The organism is Paenibacillus macerans, assembly GCF_050565405.1.
GTDB classification, from domain to species: Bacteria; Bacillota; Bacilli; order Paenibacillales; family Paenibacillaceae; genus Fontibacillus; species Fontibacillus macerans_B.
Genome location: NZ_JBNYYG010000018.1, coordinates 26,321 through 41,551 on the forward strand (window position 1 = coordinate 26,321; position 15,231 = coordinate 41,551).

The 15,231-nt window shown below is 60.4% G+C and carries 13 protein-coding genes; 10 read left to right on the plus strand and 3 right to left on the minus strand.

Annotation, left to right across the window (positions count from 1 at the left end):
- Window positions 1–80: 80 nt before the first annotated feature.
- The gene (locus ACQ4N8_RS13055) at window positions 81–701 is read right to left on the minus strand and encodes a pyridoxamine 5'-phosphate oxidase family protein (RefSeq protein WP_430704807.1); all 621 of its coding nucleotides are present in this window, start codon (window positions 699–701) and stop codon (window positions 81–83) included.
- Window positions 702–1,344: 643 nt separating this feature from the next.
- On the opposite strand from ACQ4N8_RS13055, the gene ACQ4N8_RS13060 reads away from it, so the two are divergent.
- The 3 genes from ACQ4N8_RS13060 (at window position 1,345) to ACQ4N8_RS13070 (ending at window position 4,875) form a co-directional block, all read left to right on the plus strand.
- On the plus strand, window positions 1,345–2,910 hold the full coding sequence (locus ACQ4N8_RS13060) for a PLP-dependent aminotransferase family protein (RefSeq protein ID WP_430704808.1): 1,566 nt from the start codon (window positions 1,345–1,347) through the stop codon (window positions 2,908–2,910).
- 69 nt (window positions 2,911–2,979) lie between these two features.
- A complete protein-coding gene (locus ACQ4N8_RS13065) occupies window positions 2,980–3,765 on the plus strand; it encodes a helix-turn-helix domain-containing protein (RefSeq protein WP_430704809.1) in 786 nt (261 codons plus the stop codon).
- A gap of 201 nt (window positions 3,766–3,966) precedes the next feature.
- Window positions 3,967–4,875, plus strand: coding sequence for a hypothetical protein (locus tag ACQ4N8_RS13070; protein WP_430704810.1), 909 nt, complete (start codon window positions 3,967–3,969; stop codon window positions 4,873–4,875).
- Between the two features lie 58 nt (window positions 4,876–4,933).
- On the opposite strand, the gene asd is transcribed toward ACQ4N8_RS13070, so the two are convergent.
- Window positions 4,934–5,755 carry an archaetidylserine decarboxylase gene (gene asd / locus ACQ4N8_RS13075; protein WP_430704811.1) on the minus strand — a complete coding sequence of 274 codons (822 nt, stop codon included), beginning with the start codon at window positions 5,753–5,755 and terminating at the stop codon, window positions 4,934–4,936.
- A 417-nt stretch (window positions 5,756–6,172) separates the two neighbouring features.
- Here asd and ACQ4N8_RS13080 point away from each other — a divergent pair, with 417 nt between their 5' ends.
- Genes ACQ4N8_RS13080 through ACQ4N8_RS13090 form a run of 3 tightly spaced genes read left to right on the plus strand, consistent with a single transcriptional unit; the run spans window position 6,173 to window position 9,155 of the window.
- On the plus strand, window positions 6,173–6,778 hold the full coding sequence (locus ACQ4N8_RS13080) for an ECF transporter S component (RefSeq protein WP_430704812.1): 606 nt from the start codon (window positions 6,173–6,175) through the stop codon (window positions 6,776–6,778).
- Window positions 6,778–8,355: an ABC transporter ATP-binding protein gene (locus tag ACQ4N8_RS13085; RefSeq protein WP_430704813.1), complete on the plus strand. Its 1,578-nt coding sequence runs from the start codon at window positions 6,778–6,780 to the stop codon at window positions 8,353–8,355. Before ACQ4N8_RS13080 ends, ACQ4N8_RS13085 begins: the two co-directional genes overlap by 1 nt.
- Window positions 8,352–9,155: an energy-coupling factor transporter transmembrane component T family protein gene (locus ACQ4N8_RS13090; protein WP_430704814.1), complete on the plus strand. Its 804-nt coding sequence runs from the start codon at window positions 8,352–8,354 to the stop codon at window positions 9,153–9,155. Before ACQ4N8_RS13085 ends, ACQ4N8_RS13090 begins: the two co-directional genes overlap by 4 nt.
- 623 nt (window positions 9,156–9,778) lie before the next feature.
- Here ACQ4N8_RS13090 and ACQ4N8_RS13095 read toward each other — a convergent pair.
- The gene (locus tag ACQ4N8_RS13095) at window positions 9,779–10,912 is read right to left on the minus strand and encodes a YheC/YheD family protein (RefSeq protein ID WP_430704815.1); all 1,134 of its coding nucleotides are present in this window, start codon (window positions 10,910–10,912) and stop codon (window positions 9,779–9,781) included.
- 217 nt (window positions 10,913–11,129) lie between these two features.
- On the opposite strand from ACQ4N8_RS13095, the gene ACQ4N8_RS13100 reads away from it, so the two are divergent.
- From ACQ4N8_RS13100 to ACQ4N8_RS13115, 4 genes are all read left to right on the plus strand, one after another.
- Window positions 11,130–12,311: a glycosyltransferase family 4 protein gene (locus ACQ4N8_RS13100; RefSeq protein WP_430704816.1), complete on the plus strand. Its 1,182-nt coding sequence runs from the start codon at window positions 11,130–11,132 to the stop codon at window positions 12,309–12,311.
- A gap of 188 nt (window positions 12,312–12,499) precedes the next feature.
- Window positions 12,500–13,327 carry a glycosyltransferase family 2 protein gene (locus ACQ4N8_RS13105; protein WP_430704817.1) on the plus strand — a complete coding sequence of 276 codons (828 nt, stop codon included), beginning with the start codon at window positions 12,500–12,502 and terminating at the stop codon, window positions 13,325–13,327.
- 7 nt (window positions 13,328–13,334) lie between these two features.
- Window positions 13,335–14,474 (plus strand): glycosyltransferase family 2 protein, encoded by a 1,140-nt coding sequence (locus tag ACQ4N8_RS13110; protein WP_430704818.1) that lies wholly within the window; start codon window positions 13,335–13,337, stop codon window positions 14,472–14,474.
- Window positions 14,475–15,221: a glycosyltransferase family 2 protein gene (locus tag ACQ4N8_RS13115; protein WP_430704819.1), complete on the plus strand. Its 747-nt coding sequence runs from the start codon at window positions 14,475–14,477 to the stop codon at window positions 15,219–15,221.
- Window positions 15,222–15,231 lie beyond the last annotated feature (10 nt).

A 15,231-nucleotide genomic window follows, 5' to 3' on the forward strand; every position in this document is an offset into this window, starting at 1 on the left:
TAGGACAGTACCGTCTTAAACTGCCTAACATTATATCATCTCGACCCAAACGAGTCACGGTCAAATCACGCTGCAAACGCCTATTTTTCACGGTGGAAAGGGCAATATTTCATCATATGGCCGATCGTCTCGAGGTCCAGCTCGCCGCCGCGATTTTCCAAGCCCTCTACGACCCCGGAAAAACGGGGCTCCTTCAAGTTTTGGCCGAACTTGAATTTGGCGCTCATCGCTTCCGGGACGATTCGGCACAGGGATACCGATTTGAGCTGACCGGCATAATCCGGATCCGCCGGCGTAATGGGCGAGTAGCCTCCTTCAGGCTGCAGCTTTTCCATGAATAAGGTGAAGGCCCGCGCCTTTTCCGCCAGATCTTCGACCTTTTCCGCCCGGCCGCGCACCATGACGCTTTTGTAATAAGCGGAAGCCGGGCAAGCGAGCTTGGGATCGGAAAAATAGGACGGGATGATCGCATACTCCTTCGCCACCGTGAAGCTGACCCGGAGATCGTTCGCCAGGTGCTTCATCTTTTCGCCGGCCAGGCTGCCGTGAAAATAAAAACATTGGCCGTCGTACACGAAATTGAGCGGCGTTACCCGGCTCCAGCCGTCTTCGCCGACGGTTCCGAGGAAACCGAAGTTCATTTCCCGCAAAAACTGTTGTATTTCCGCTTCTTCCTGCATGCCGAATTCTTTTCTTCGCATCGTTTTCGCTCCCCACTTTATTTTGGAATCCAGCTTACGCCGCAAATTGACAATTAAAAAGAACCAATTTACATTAATTCTAATGGTCCAATTTTGCGCGACCGGAAGTGGGCGGGCGTTTGGCGGATGGTCACTTTGGGGCGAACAATTGTACTGTCGTCTTTTCCGCGAACGGACCGGCCTATCTCATTTGTCGGAATGAACGGAAATGGCGGATTGTATACGATTTTTCGTATAAAATTCGCCGCTAAGGGCACAAACGGAGAAATCTATTCGATTTTTCATACAGATTATCGGACTCCGTCTTCCGTAGGCGCAATTAAGTATGAAATTTCATATACATTCCATCGAAATCGACGGAAATGGCGAATTCTATTCGATTTTTCGTCTATAATTCTCGACTGATATTTTCGGCAATCTGGATTGGGGAGCAGGGGCCGCTGTTACCCAAGATTCTCCGTGAGCTTTGATGCAACGCCGAGGACTATCGTGCCCGTTGCATTCTCCAAGCGTTGGATTCCGCCGGAATGGCATTCCGGTCCGTTGCTATGATTGATCACAAACGCCTCATTGTCAGTCAAGTTCCGTTTTCGTTTTGAGTGCCATTTTTATCGTATCAATTAAGCGGTGGAGGAGAAAAGGCATGCCGGAGTTTACGATCCCGCTGGCTTCGTTCAGCGAAAAATACCGTTACAAATATTTAGCCTTATATCATGCGCTGCGCGCGGCGATCCTCGACGGTACGCTGCCGGAGGGAACGCGCTTGCCGGCGACCCGGGAGCTGGCGGCGCTGTACGGCCTGTCCCGAGGGAGCGTGTCGCAAGCGTACGATATGCTGCACGCCGAAGGCTACGTGCAGTCTGCCGTCGGCAGCGGAACGTTCGTGACCGGCGGGCTGCGGCCGCCGCCGGCGGATGCCGGCCCGAAAGCGCCGATCGCTTTGTCCCGATGGGGACAAAGGGTTGCCGCGCTTATGGGCGCGACGGGGGACGCCGCCGATGCGGCGAATGTTGCGACCGCGGACGCGGGAGCTAGCGAGCCGGGCGAAGCGCGCCCGGCGGTGCGGGCCGAAACGGCGGCCGCCCCGATATCATATCGGGACGGCGGGCCTTGGGAGGCGCTGTTTCCATCCGCCGAATGGAAAAGCGCGCTGGCCCGGGCGGGGCGCAGCAAGCCCGGCGCTCCGGGAGGCGCGGCTGCGGCGGCGGACCCCGCCGGCGAGCCGGAGCTGCGCGCGGCGATCGCCGCGCATTTGCGGCGCAGCCGCGGCATTGCGGCAGATGCGGAGCAAATCTGCCTGTTCAACGGCTCGATGCAGGCGATTACGCTGCTGTCCCAGCTGCTGCTCGGGGAAGGCGAACCCGCGGTGTTGGAGGCCCCGTGTTACTACGGGATCTCCCGGGCGGTCGCCGCCTGCGGAGGCATCGCCGTCCCGGCGCCGCTGGACGGCGACGGCGTCGTACCGCGCGACTGGGACGCGCGGCTGCTGTTTGTCACGCCGGGCCGGCAGTTCCCGACCGGCGCCGTGCTCTCCCACGCCCGGCGGCGCGAGCTGCTGGCATGGGCCGCGCGGCGGAACGCGGTCATCGTCGAGGACGACTACGACGGCGAGTTCCGCTGGGGCGGCCGCCCGCTGGAGCCGCTCAAGGCGCTGGACCGGGAGGAGCGCGTCGTGTACGTCGGCTCCTTCTCGAAGACGATGTTCGCCGGCCTGCGGGTCGGCTATGCCGTGCTGCCGCGCAGCCTGACGCATCCGGTCGCGAGCGCGAAGGCGCTCTACGAGCCGGCGCCGCCGGCGGGGCTGGAGCAGCGGGCGCTCGCCCGGTTCATGCGCACGGGCGGCTACGAACGCCATCTGCGGCGGATGCGCCGCCACTACGGCGCCAAGCTGGAGGCGTTCCGCCGCTGCCTGGAGCGGGAGCTGGGCGGGGTGTTCCGCCTCCGTCCGGCCGATGCCGGGCTGCTGCTCTACGCGGAATGGCGCCGCACGGCCGAGGAGTACCGCGCCTTCCGCGAGGCTGCCCTCGCCCGCGGCGTGAGCTTTCGTGACGCGGCCGTCTACCGGATCGCGCCGGGAACGCCGGCGGCCTGCTTTGCGTTTTCCCATTTGGACGAAAGTTCGCTGATCGAAGGCGTATACCGGATGAAAGCCGCGTGGGAGGATATTCAAGAGAGCATGCGCTGCGGCGCTGAAAACCTGACTTTTTGAACGTGCACTTTAAAGGTATAATAGAGGCAGATTCATGCGCGTCAGGATTTTTTTTCGGGAGGGAAGGACATGCTTCACGTTTCACCGTCTTCATTCGAGTTGAAGCCGGCATTCGCCAAAATCGTCTGCGAGCCCGGCTGGAAGTGGCATAAGCGGGAGAAGCCGCTGGAGAACTACGATCTGTTCTATGTGTGGAGCGGAGAAGGCACGGTTGTCCTGAACGACCAACCCATTCCGGTCAGCAAGGGCAGCTGTTTTCTGTTCCGCAAGGGGGACCATACGAGCGCCACGCATAATCCGCAACGTCCGCTTGTGCTGACGTACATCCATTTCGACGTCCATGAGCAGGTAACGGAGGTGCCGGGATCCTACCGCGTGTTGGAGGATACCCTCGATTTTGAATATATGCTGGCCCGCTATGTCCGACTGTTCCTGGTCAAGGCATATGCCGCCGAGGAGGAAGCGCGTCTGATCCTCAAGCAGTTGCTCATTCATTTGCTTCGCGAAGAGCGAGAGGTTCCGGTGGAGAAGAAGGTAAGCAACCAGCTTCATGAAGTGATCCATGAGGTGGCCAATTACGTGGTGCAGCATCCGGGCCTCCCCCATAAGGTACAGGACTTGTCGGCCCGAGCGGGCTTGTCCCCGCGTTATTTCTCGATCAAATTCAAGGAAATCATCGGCATGTCGGTCCAGTCGTACATCATCAAATCGCGGATAGACCGGGCGCAGCATCTGCTGCTGCATGCCGGGATGAATGTAACGGAGGTTGCCGACGCGCTGGGGTACCGGGACATTTTCTTCTTCAGCCGCCAGTTCAAGCAATACACGGGCAAAAGTCCGTCGGAAATCCGCTGAATCCGCGGGTCCAATCCCCCCCTCCCGTTCCGCAATTCTCGAATTGCCGCCGGCAGCCATAGGCTCCGGCGTTTTTTGCGCAGCGCGAGCTCATGTGCGAACTTGGACCTAAGTCCAGGTACGTACCGGTCCCGCGCCTGTGGTGATGGCCGGATAGCGCGGTATAATGGAGATAGATGGAAATTTTGAGGAGGAACTCGGATGAAGCGTACGCATCACATCGCCTGGATGGCGGCATCGGCCGCGCTGTTGGTCTTGGTGGCCGGCTGCGGGCCGGCGGAAACGCAAACGTTGCAGGATCAAGTGGAGGAAACGTTGGGAGGCGCGGTTGCCTCGGTCCAGCAATCGGTGCAACAATCGGTGGAACTCGCCGCGGAAGATTGGCAAGAGGATTTGACGTTCAAAGGGGTGTCGCACGAGTTGTCCGCCGCCGCGCCCATCGGCTCGGCGGAAGAACTGCACCTGGAGAATGCGGTCGGCAGTCTGGAGCTGAAGCAGGGCACGTCCGACCAACTCGTGGTGAAGGCAACCGTTTCGGCTGCGGACAAGACGTCCCGGAAGGCAAAGCTGGAGAAGCTGTTCGAGCAAAGCACAGTGTCGGTCTTGAACCGGGGAGGCCAAGTGGAAGTGCTTGTGCATGCCAAAGACGAGCCGAACAAGAATTTGTGGGATTGGGCCCGCAAAGAGCTGCAGTTTTCCGAATTCCGCATCGACTATGTGGTGGAGGTACCTGCAGGAATCCGGGAATTCGACGTCATCAATCATGTCGGCAACCTAACGGCGAGCGGTTTGGAAGGAACGTATCGATTGGTAGGGGATGTAGGCTCGATCGAAGTGGCTGACGCCCGCATCGCCGGAAAATCCAAAATCGAAACCGCCACCGGCAGCCTGAATCTGGAGATCCTCGCCATGGAAACGGATAGCCTGCTTCAGGCCAAAGCCGATGTCGGCAGCATCACGGCTGTCCTCGATCCCGCTCTCGACTGCGATCTGGAGACGTCCAGCGGGCTAGGCGAAATTACAGGAGCGCCGAAAGGAAGCAGCGAACGGGGCGGCGGCGGACCGCAGCTTTCGCTCGAGACCTCCATCGGCAGCATTACGGTGGAATAGAGCGGCAAAAACCGGCTTAGCTCCGTCCTGATCAGGGGCGCATTAAGCCGGTTTCACGTTACTTCGTCTCCTGAGGCGGGGTATACGCTTTGGCCGCAGCCGAAAAGCGGCCCAGCGGTTCGCCCATGCATACCTTCCGTCCTGGCTCGAGCCCGGACAGCGGCGCAAACGTGCCGTTCTGGGCGAGCAGCACGACGGTCGATCCGAATTCGAAATAAGCCAGATCGTCGCCTTGCTCCCAGGACTTCGCCGTTTCATCGGTGTATTTGATGCTGCTGACGTTCATCGCTCCCACTTTGACGAGCGCCACCTCGCCGTAAGCATGAGAGATATAAGTAATCAACCGTTCATTCCGGCTCAAGACCGTCTTCATGTGGCGCATGCCGAAATCGTTGACCGGATATACCCTGCCCTTGACGTGATCGCTTTCCAGCTTCTTGCCGGCAACGGGGGCGTGAATCCGGTGATAGTCGGTCGGACTCAAATACAAAACAAAGGCATAGCCGTGTTTATATGTTTCCACGCGCGGCGAGCGGGCCAGCAGCTCCTCCAAGGAGTAATCCTGGCCTTTGACGTTCAGGATCGTGCCGGACCGGACCTCGCCCATGAACGTAATGAGCGCATCCACCGGGCTGATCAACGCTCCCGGTTCCGAATGAAGCGGGCGCATGCCGGGCTTTAATTTTCGGGTGAAAAATTCGTTGAGCGTCCGGTAATCCCTGAGCTCTTTTTCCGCTTCATGCAGCGGAATCCCGTACGATTTTGCGAAAAAAGGAATCATTAATCGGCTCATCCCCGAGTGGGAGAACCGGCCCATCATCTGGGAAATCCATTTTCGGGAGGACAGTTCCGTCATCCATTTCATCCACGTTGCCGCCAAATCGCATCCTCCTAGTTCTATGATGAGTTCATTGAATGAGTTTGTGTGATGGGTTCGTAGCCACTTCCGCTAATATTGACACAGAATAGAGCCGAAATCAATATGGTAGCGTTTCCCTGGCCATTTTCAAATTGGGGCTTGCCGCTTGGAAAAAGTTGATGTATGTTAATTACAATCGCATAGGATACGGGGGCTTGAGGCAATCAGGCTGAGATGGCAGCATAATCCGCTGCGGACCGTTAATCTGATCTGGATAATGCCAGCGTAGAGAATCGATCGTCCGGGATATTCGTGTGCCTAAATGTGCATGTAAGTGTGCATGTGCCATAACCCCGTGGACTTGACAACCGTCTGAGCTTATTCAGGCGGTTTTTTTGCGGCGAGGAAAAAATGCAGATTCGAGAAGGAGAGAAGAAGATGAAAGAAGTTGCAACCAAACCAAGCAGACGCGGATTGAAACTGAGCGATCTGCTCGTGACGGTGCTCGTTTCGGTGGTGCTGGGCGTGGTATATCATTTCTGGAGCTCGGTGTACAATTTGTTCTCCCCGCTGTTTTTCCAGGCGGATGAACTGGTGTACGGGATGTGGTTTTTGGCGGCGACGCTGGTATTCCTGTTGATTCGCAAGCCGGGGGTGGCGCTGATCGCCGAGGTGGCGGCGGCCCACGTGGAAATCCTGTTCGGCAGCGAATGGGGCGTTCAGCTCGTGCTTTACGGCGTGTTGCAAGGCTTGGGGGCGGAATTGGTGTTCGCCGCTTTCCGGTATCGCAAATTTTCCGGCTCGGTTGCCGCGTTGGCCGGGATCGGAGCGGCCGTCGGCTCGGTCATTCCCGATTTCTTCTACGGGTACGTACAGGATTATGAGGCCTGGCTGCTGACCGCCAAATACGCGATGCGGGCCGTCAGCGCGGCGTTGATTTGCGGTTATTTCGCATACGGGCTGGTAAAGGCCGTGGAAGCTACGGGAGTGACCACGCTGTTGCGTCCGGTCGATCCTAAAGATTACGCGGCGTTGAACGACTGATGGTGCGGGGAGAAAAGGCGGCGGAGGTGCGGGAGCTTCGGCTGAAGTTCCCCGGCGAAGCGGATTTCGTGTTCAAGGATTTGTCCTTTTCGGTTCGCCGCGGGGAGAAGGTGCTGCTGCTCGGGCCGAGCGGCTGCGGCAAGTCGACGCTGCTGCAGGTGCTGTCCGGCATCATCCCGGAGCTTGTCGAAATCCCGATGCGCTGCGCTTCGCAGCAGTTGCCGGCGTCGTGGGGGTTCCTGTTCCAGGACCCCGACACGCAGTTTTGCATGCCCTATGTCGATGAAGAGCTGGCGTTTGCGCTGGAGAACCGGGGCGTCCCCCGGCCGGAGATGCCTACCCGGATGGAGGCCGTCTTGGCCAAAGTGGGTCTTCGGCTTCCCGAGCTTCATGTGCCGGTGAATTCGTTGTCCCAGGGCATGAAGCAGCGGCTGGCGCTCGCTTCGGTGCTGCTCGGCGAGCCGGAGGTGCTGCTGCTCGACGAGCCTTCCGCCCTGCTGGACCCGGAGGGCCGGGAGCAGATCTGGGAATCGATCGCCCGGATCGCCGAGGATCGGACCCTGATCATCGTCGAACACCGGATTGAAGAGCTGATGGCGCTTCGTCTTGTGGACCGCGTCGCGCTGTTCGGGCCGGACGGACGCCTTCTGGGAGACGGAGCGCCGGCATCGGTCTTCGCCGAGTTCCGCCGCGAGCTGGAGGCGTTCGGGATTTGGTATCCCGGCGTATGGGAGGATTTCTTCGCGACCCCGGACGGAAGTCGTTTGCTGGAGCCTGCGGCCTTCGCGGGCCCGGAGGAAACGCCGGCGCTCGAGCTTGAGGACTTCTGCGGCCTTAGACAAGGCAAGCCGGTCATTCAAGTGGGGCAGGCTCGGGTGAATCCCGGCGATTTCATCGCCGTGACGGGGCCGAACGGAGCGGGCAAAAGCTCGCTGCTGCTCAGCTTGATGGGCCTGCTGCCGGCGGAAGGCGCATTTGTGCTGCAAGGCATGCCGATGCTGAACGGGAACGTTCGCCGCCGCGCCCGCAAACGGTTATTGGAGCAGGCCGCACGCCAGGTCGGATTCGTGTTCCAGAATCCCGAATTCCAGTTCGTCGCCGATCGGGTGACGGATGAGGTCGCCTTTTCGCTGCGGGAAGACGGGCTGGCGGCTGAGGAAATCCGCGAGCGCGTCGCCCGCACTTTGCGGCAGTTCGGCTTGGAGGACTACGAGGAGCGGCACCCGTACCAGCTGTCGCTGGGCCAAAAACGGCGGCTTAGCGTCGCCGGCGCGGCGGTGCGCGAGCAGCCGCTGCTGCTGCTCGACGAGCCGACCTTCGGTCAGGATGCGGTCAATACGTTTGCCATCCTGACGTTATGCGAAGAGCTGCGGCGGCGCGGAACGGCGATCGTGATGGTCACGCACGAGGAACGGATCGCCGATGGGGTGGCCACCCAGCGCTGGGAAGTCATGGACGGCCGGCTGGTCTCCCGGCGGCTGACCCGGCGGGGGAAAGGGCTGACGGCCGCCGCGGCTTCCGCCGGCGAGGCGGGAGGCTTGCACCAACTTTCCCCGGAGGCGGTGACTTTGAAATGAAGCGGCTGCTGACGCCGAAAACGCAAACCTGGCTGCACCGGGTCAACCCGGCCTGCAAGCTGGCAATGATGATACTGCTGTTTCTGCTGACCTTGTTTACGCATCGGCTGGACTTTATTTTCTATCAGGCTATCCTGTTCACCCTGCTGTTGTTTGCGCTGAGCGGATATGAGCTTTGGAAAGTGGCCCTGCTGGTCCTGCCCTTCCTGCTGATCTTCGTCTCCTCTTCCGCCACGATGATCCTGTTCGGAAAAGGGGAGGAGATTTGGTGGGCTTGGGGGCTGTTTCGCATCTCCGAGGAGAGCTTCTTCCGCGGGATCCATATCGGACTCAAGTCGGTGACCTTCGCCGCCGAAGGCTTGCTGTTCGTGTTGACCACTTCGTCGGTCGCGTTGTTTTATGCGCTGATGCAGCAGATGAAGCTGCCGCCGAAGTATGCTTACAGCTTCATGGCCTCCGTCCGGCTCCTCCCGATGGTCTGGGAGGAACTGCTTGTCCGCCGGAACGCCCTGCTGATCCGCGGGGTGCGCAGGCCGCGCGGCCTGGTTGCCCTGGTCGGCCAGGCCAAGCTGTACGCCGTGCCGCTGCTCTCGCAAAGCATCCGCCGGGCGCACCGCGTTGCCGTCGCCATGGAGGCCAAAGCCTTCGACAGCGACCGGCCGCGGACTTACTATTATCGCACCGCCTATTCGCGGTACGATGTGCTGGTGCTGCTGCTGTTGGCCGCGGCTGCGGCTGCGGCATACGCTCTGGCCGTCGCGTACCCTCCGTTTGGCATCGCCGACGTGAGGTACAAGTAGCAGAGCTTGCAGCGTAACGAACCGGATTGGCGTTCTTCGCCGATCCAACGGAAAACTCATAACGAACGAACCTGAGGGGCGTTATTCCATTCGAAGCCGGGCAAAATGCCGCGGAAAGACGAGGAATAAGGCCCCTTGCGTTCGTGAGCGTTGATGAGTTCATGAGTTCATGAGTCGATGGAGCGTTCGGAGGTGTGTTTGAATTCTTGAACGTTCGCAATCGGGTCGAATAGGGCGAGTTGCGTTTCTTCAGTCACTTGCCAGGTTTGTGGAGATTTTGTATGAATAATCAAGCATAATCTAGTCTTGAATGCCTGCATCGATAAATCTGTATGAATAATCGTATATATTTCAATCATTCCTATCGATATCAACGAATTTTGTATGAGAAATCGTATATAATTCACCATTCCTCTTGATTCAGGCAAAATGTATATGAAAAATCATACAAATTCATCCCTTACGGTGGGGACCTGACGGTGAAGGGCCCTGGCGGTGGGGGAAGCGGGCTGCCTCACTTATGGCGCAGATTTCGCAGCCACTCGCGATCCGCCGGGAGGCGCCATCCGCCCCGGAACCCACTCGCCGGCCGCATGAGCGACCGGCGAGGATCAAAAGCAGCTTCAGGCCCGTTCAGAACCGGTCAGCTTTTGCGAAATCTGAACCCGGGACGGGTGGTCGATCAGGTAGCGCGCGTAGGCCATCGGCTGGCGGTACGTGTCCTTCCAGGTGGAGGTCATCTCCGCTTTGCGGAAGCCGTAACGCTGGTCGCGGCCGTTGCATTCGATGAAGTAGGGCATCCCGCCTGCGGTCAAGCCGATGTCCAGCCCCAAATCGGCCAGCAAGGGCAAGCGCGAGCCCAGATGGCGGCAGACCCCCAGCGCCAGCGCCTCGACGTGGGCCAACACGCCGGGAACCTTATGCGCCGGGAGCGCCTTGGCCAGCAACTCCTCCGCCGGAAGGGCAGCGCCGCCTTTGGCGATGTTGCAGACGAAGCTGCCGGCCGGGGCGAGTTTGGCAAAACGTCCCGTCACGCTCCATTCGCCGCTGATCCCGCGCTGCACGGTCACCCGCAAATCCAACGGACGGTCCTCGCACTCCGCCAGCGGGATGCGCTCCTGCACGAGATAAGGCGTGCGCAGCAGCCGCCGCCGGGTCCATAACGGAAGCTCGCCCCGCCGCAGCTTGAGGGTGTGCCATTCGCTTTTGCCGAAGGGCGAAGCATAGGTCAATTCCCAGCCGGACGATTTTGCGTACCGAAGCCGCATGACGCCCTGGCCTACAGAGCCGCGGACCGGCTTCAGAATCAGGTCGGGATAACGGGACATCATCGATCGCAAGGCTGCGGGCTTGGCGGGCATCGCCGCGGGAAGGTAATGGCGCAGATGGGGAGCGTTCCAGAGCAAGCGGTGAATGACGTCTTTGCCGTACCGGTTATTGACGTTATAGATCGTAATCCCCTCGGAGATCAATGTATGGATTTTCCGGTGGGCTGCCGGTTCGGGATACAGGGCCCGGTTATGGATGACCTGCGGCAAAGGGACCTCCGCTTCGATGTAATCGACGCCGTTATATACATAGCCGACGCAGGTTCCCTCAGCCGGATCGATGTCGCCCAGGCGCAAAAAGCAGGGAACCAGCCCATACTCCCGCGCCGTCTCCTCGTAGCCCGAAATCGACTCCTGGCCGGTTTTACGCGTGGGAATCCCCCGGTACATGCTGGAATTCAGCAATATTCCGACATATTCCTGCCTCAATGGGTTTCCTCCTTCCCGTGCTTCTTCCTCCAATCTATGTTGTCCCGGGCAAAAAGAGTGGACGACTGTTCTGCGGCAGCCGCCTGTTTTCGGGCGATCAACGGGAGGCGAAACCAACGATTTGGGCTCTTCTTTTGAAGAAGTGTCACATTTGCCGAGCGCGGACCGTATATTTAAGGATAGCTAACCTATGCATACAGGGAGGAGGAGACCGTTCATGGAACGGGAAAAAGTCGCGGTAATCTCGCCCGGGGCCTTTGCGGCGCCTCCAGGAAAAAGCCGCTCGGCGGAACGGGTGATCGAACAAATGATCCCGCCGGCATCCGAGCGGCTGCACATCCGCATCTTCGGCATGGCCGACGGACATCTGCCCTCGCAGGGCTGGATCGGAAATGTCCCCTGCTATCGCCTGCCCGGGGGGCGGCTTTATCTGGAATCGCTCCTGAGACATCTCCGCAAATGGCGGCCGGAAACGGTGGACGTGCATAACCGGCCGCTGCTGGCTTGTCAGCTGAAGGGTAGGCTGCCGCTGGCCCGCGTGCTGCTCAGTCTGCACTCCGCCAGCCTGTTTGCCCCTTCCTGCCATCCCAAAACGTGCACGCTGCGCATGCTGGAGACCTTGGATGGTTTGATCGTGAACAGCGAGTTTGTTCGGCAGGAACTCCTCGCGCAATTCCCTCAGCTTCATACGCCCGTTTGGGTGAACCCGCCGGGGGTCAGCCCCGAGGAGTTCATCCCGCGCTGGACGGCGGAAGGGGAAGAAAGGCGCCGTGTCCGTCTGGCGGAACTGGGCTGGGAGCGCCGGAAAATCGTGTTATGGATCGGCCGCCTGACGCTGACCAATGGTGTGCGCCATCTCCTGGGGGCGTTTCCCGGCGTGCTGGCCCGCGAGCCGGAAGCGATGCTGGTCATCGTCGGCAGTCCATATTCCGGCGTTCTGCGGGATATGGAACTGGAACGGGAGCTGAAGACCCTCGCGGCGGATTTCGGGGACCGGGTCGCGCTGGTACCTTATACGCCTTACCTTAAAGCCGCCGACTGGTACATCCTGGCCGATTGTGCAGCCGTTACGGCGGATGATGAAGCGGCGTTCGGGCTGGGAATGATTGAAGCGATGGCTTCGGCCGTGCCGGTCGTCGTCGCGGGATCGGGTGCGGTTCCGGGAAGCATCGCGGATGATTACACCGGTTATCCGCTGATTGCCGAGGGGCCGGAGGATCGCTTGGCCGACCGGATCGTCCGGCTGCTGGAGGAGAAGGAACTCCGCCAAGCGATAGGCCTCGCCGGCAGAGAACTCGCCTGCAGCCGGTTCCGTTGGGAGCACGCCGCGGATCGCTGGGCAGACATGATGCGCGCCGGGTCGGCAGAACTTCCCGATCGCCGCCGCGTCAAAAATTGATCGAGTGTCGAACGGGATGAATTGAGAAAACGCCGGAAGGCGTTTTTTTCTTGTTCGGGGATGAATTTCGGGCCCGAGGTCCGGGCTGCAAACGCGTGGACAGCTGTACGTTTGCCGTTGCAACGCCTCCGGGACGTCATACACTGTGGTATATGCTCCGGTATATCACGATTTGGGAGGAAAGAGATGTGGTCAAAAAACGCAAATCGCGCGGCCGGCTGAACCGCAAGCCGATTCAGCGCAAGCCGATGATGCCGCGTTTGGTCAATCATCCCGACCCCATGGTATCCATCATCATCCCGGCAATGAATGAAAGGGCGACGCTACGGGACGTCCTGCGCGAAGCCGGACGGGTGCATCCCCGCAGCGAAACGATCGTCGTCGCCAACGGGTCGACGGACGGGACGGCCGAGCTGGCCGAAAAATGCGGAGCCCGCCTGATCCGCACGCCGGAGCCGCTGGGGCATGATGTCGGAAGGCGCGTCGGCGCGGAGGCCGCTCTAGGCCGGGTGCTGCTGTTCATCGACGCCGACATGGTCATTCGGGCGCGGGAGCTGCGCCCGTTCGTAGAGGCGGTGCTGTCCGGCGCCGATGTTGCGCTCAACCGTTATTCCGGGCCGGTGCGCCAAAGGGATGTTCACCCGGTCGTGTTGGCCAAACACGTCCTGAACGGTTTGCTGGCGCGTCCCGATTTGCAGGGAGCGTCGCTCACCGCCGTGCCGCATGCCCTGAGCCGACGGGGAGCGGAAGCGATCGGGCTTGGCGCGCTGGAGGTTCCGCCGCTGGCCTTGACCAAGGCGGTGCTGCTTGGATTAAACGTGCAGGCGGTCCATACCGTTTCCGTCGGCAGGCTGAACCCCGTTAGAGCCCGGAAACGGGGAAAGGAGAAGCGCACCGATCCGCTGACCGCGCTGGTGGCGGGCGATCATTTGGAAGCCGTCGATTGGCTCATTCGCCAGCAGGGACCCCGCGGCGGCTACAGCGATCTGGAGCGGAAGCGCGGCAAGGTGAGGTGATAGAATAATGAAAACGAAACTTGCGATAAAATCCCGCCGGGCCCGGAAAGTCGTCCCGCTTCGGCGAACGCGCAAAAGAACGGCCCGGCCTTCCGCCGGTTCGTCCGTCCGTAAAGGCAGCCGGTTTGCCGTTCGCGAAGGTTCCAGAAGGCCGGGAGGTGCCGACGGGCGAAAAAAGCGGCTTGAGCTGAAGGCCGCGACAGCGGGAACCCAAGCCGCAAAATTGGACGGGGAGGGGGCGATAGCCTCTTCGTCCCGCATGCAGCAAAGCTTTCGGGAATGGGCTCAAGCGCATTTGCCCCAAGACCTGCCGTTTGCGGAGCTGCTCCCCGTCGCCCTGGCGTATCGCCGGGGATACGCTTCGGCGGCTGGCCTCGATTCCCCGTGGATTCCCCTGTCGCTCCAAGGAAGCGCTTCGGCCATCGTCACGGCGAGCAACGAAGAGAAGACGCTGCCTGCGGTATTGGCGGAGCTTCGCAAGCTGCCGCTGCGGGAAATCATCGTGGTGCTGAACGGGTGCAGCGACGGCAGCTTTAGCGCTGTGGAGAAAGACCCGCGGGTTACCCGGCTGAACTTCCCCGAGCGGCTTGGCCACGACGTCGGCCGGGCGATCGGGGCGGCCGCGGCCGTTGGCGATATTTTGTTGTTTACGGATGGCGATATTTGCGTCCCGGCCGAGGAGCTGGCGGCTTTTCTGGTCGCCGTCGACCGGGGGGACGATTTGGCCTTAAACGATGTATCGCCCTATTTGCCGGCTTTTGCGCTGCAGGATGAGGTGACGCGCTGCAAAGCGTTCCTCAATCAAGCGTTGGGACGGGCGGATCTCAAGGCGAATTCGCTGACGGCCGTACCGCATGCCTTATCCCGCAGGGCGTTGGGAACGGTGGGAACGCGCGCGCTGATCGTGCCGCCAAAGGCCCAGGCGTTGGCTTTGGCCCGGGGCTTGACGGTGAACGCCACGATCTCCGTCGACGTCATCCGCAAAAACCGCGTCCGCAGCGGCAACAGCGGGGCGGGCAACGCGGTAGCGCAGATGATTATCGGCGATCATGTAGAAGCGCTCGCCGAGGTCATGAAAACGGAGGGCGTCCGGCTGCGGTTTGCGACGCTTTCCCGCAGCGAACTGGCGAAAGCGAGGAATGCTTAGATGAATGAGGGCGGAGTCACGAGCATCATCATCCCCACCTATAACGGGCTCCATCTCCTGGGGCCCTGCGTGGAAGCGATCCGCCGGCATACGGAGGTCCCCCATGAAATTATCGTCGTGGACAACGGCTCCGAGGACGATACCACATCGTATTGCTTGCGGGAGCGGCTGATCCTGGTGGCGTTGCCGCAAAACGAAGGTTTTCCGGTCGCCGTGAACCGGGGGCTCTCCGTCGCATCGGGGGATCAACTGCTGCTGCTCAACAATGACGTGACGGTATCCCCGAGGTGGCTGCCCAACATGCTGCGGGCGCTGGACAGCGCGCCGGACATCGGCATGGTCGGCCCGGTGACGAATTATGCCAGCGGGCGGCAGCAGGTGGATGTCCCTTGGGGCGAAGGCGAGAGTTTCGCTCAGGTCGCCGAGCGGCATAACCAATCCGATCCGGCGAAATGGCAGGATGTTCAGCGCCTGGTCGGTTTATGCCTGCTGCTGAAGCGGGAGGTGCTCACCCGCGCGGGGCTGCTGGACGAACGTTTCTCGCCGGGTCATTATGAGGATGACGATTATTGCTACCGGGCGCGGCAACTGGGCTATCGTCTGCTTGTTTGCGGCGACACGCTCGTGCATCATGCCGGCAGCGCCAGCTTCAAGGCCCGCCATCCGGAGGGCTGGAACGGTTTGATCGAACGGAACCGGCAGCGGTTCATCGATAAATGGGGAGTGGATCCCTGGCAGTTTATCTAGCGAATTTTTT

What these genes read in the sequence shown, in the direction of transcription:
- ACQ4N8_RS13115 (WP_430704819.1), top strand. Translation starts at nt 14,475, where the DNA reads ATGAATGAGGGCGGAGTCACGAGCATCATCATCCCCACCTATAACGGG.
- ACQ4N8_RS13065 (WP_430704809.1), top strand. Translation starts at nt 2,980, where the DNA reads ATGCTTCACGTTTCACCGTCTTCATTCGAGTTGAAGCCGGCATTCGCC.
- ACQ4N8_RS13070 (WP_430704810.1), top strand. Translation starts at nt 3,967, where the DNA reads ATGAAGCGTACGCATCACATCGCCTGGATGGCGGCATCGGCCGCGCTG.
- ACQ4N8_RS13080 (WP_430704812.1), top strand. Translation starts at nt 6,173, where the DNA reads ATGAAAGAAGTTGCAACCAAACCAAGCAGACGCGGATTGAAACTGAGC.
- ACQ4N8_RS13060 (WP_430704808.1), top strand. Translation starts at nt 1,345, where the DNA reads ATGCCGGAGTTTACGATCCCGCTGGCTTCGTTCAGCGAAAAATACCGT.
- ACQ4N8_RS13100 (WP_430704816.1), top strand. Translation starts at nt 11,130, where the DNA reads ATGGAACGGGAAAAAGTCGCGGTAATCTCGCCCGGGGCCTTTGCGGCG.
- ACQ4N8_RS13090 (WP_430704814.1), top strand. Translation starts at nt 8,352, where the DNA reads ATGAAGCGGCTGCTGACGCCGAAAACGCAAACCTGGCTGCACCGGGTC.
- ACQ4N8_RS13055 (WP_430704807.1), bottom strand. Translation starts at nt 701, where the DNA reads ATGCGAAGAAAAGAATTCGGCATGCAGGAAGAAGCGGAAATACAACAG.
- ACQ4N8_RS13085 (WP_430704813.1), top strand. Translation starts at nt 6,778, where the DNA reads ATGGTGCGGGGAGAAAAGGCGGCGGAGGTGCGGGAGCTTCGGCTGAAG.
- ACQ4N8_RS13110 (WP_430704818.1), top strand. Translation starts at nt 13,335, where the DNA reads ATGAAAACGAAACTTGCGATAAAATCCCGCCGGGCCCGGAAAGTCGTC.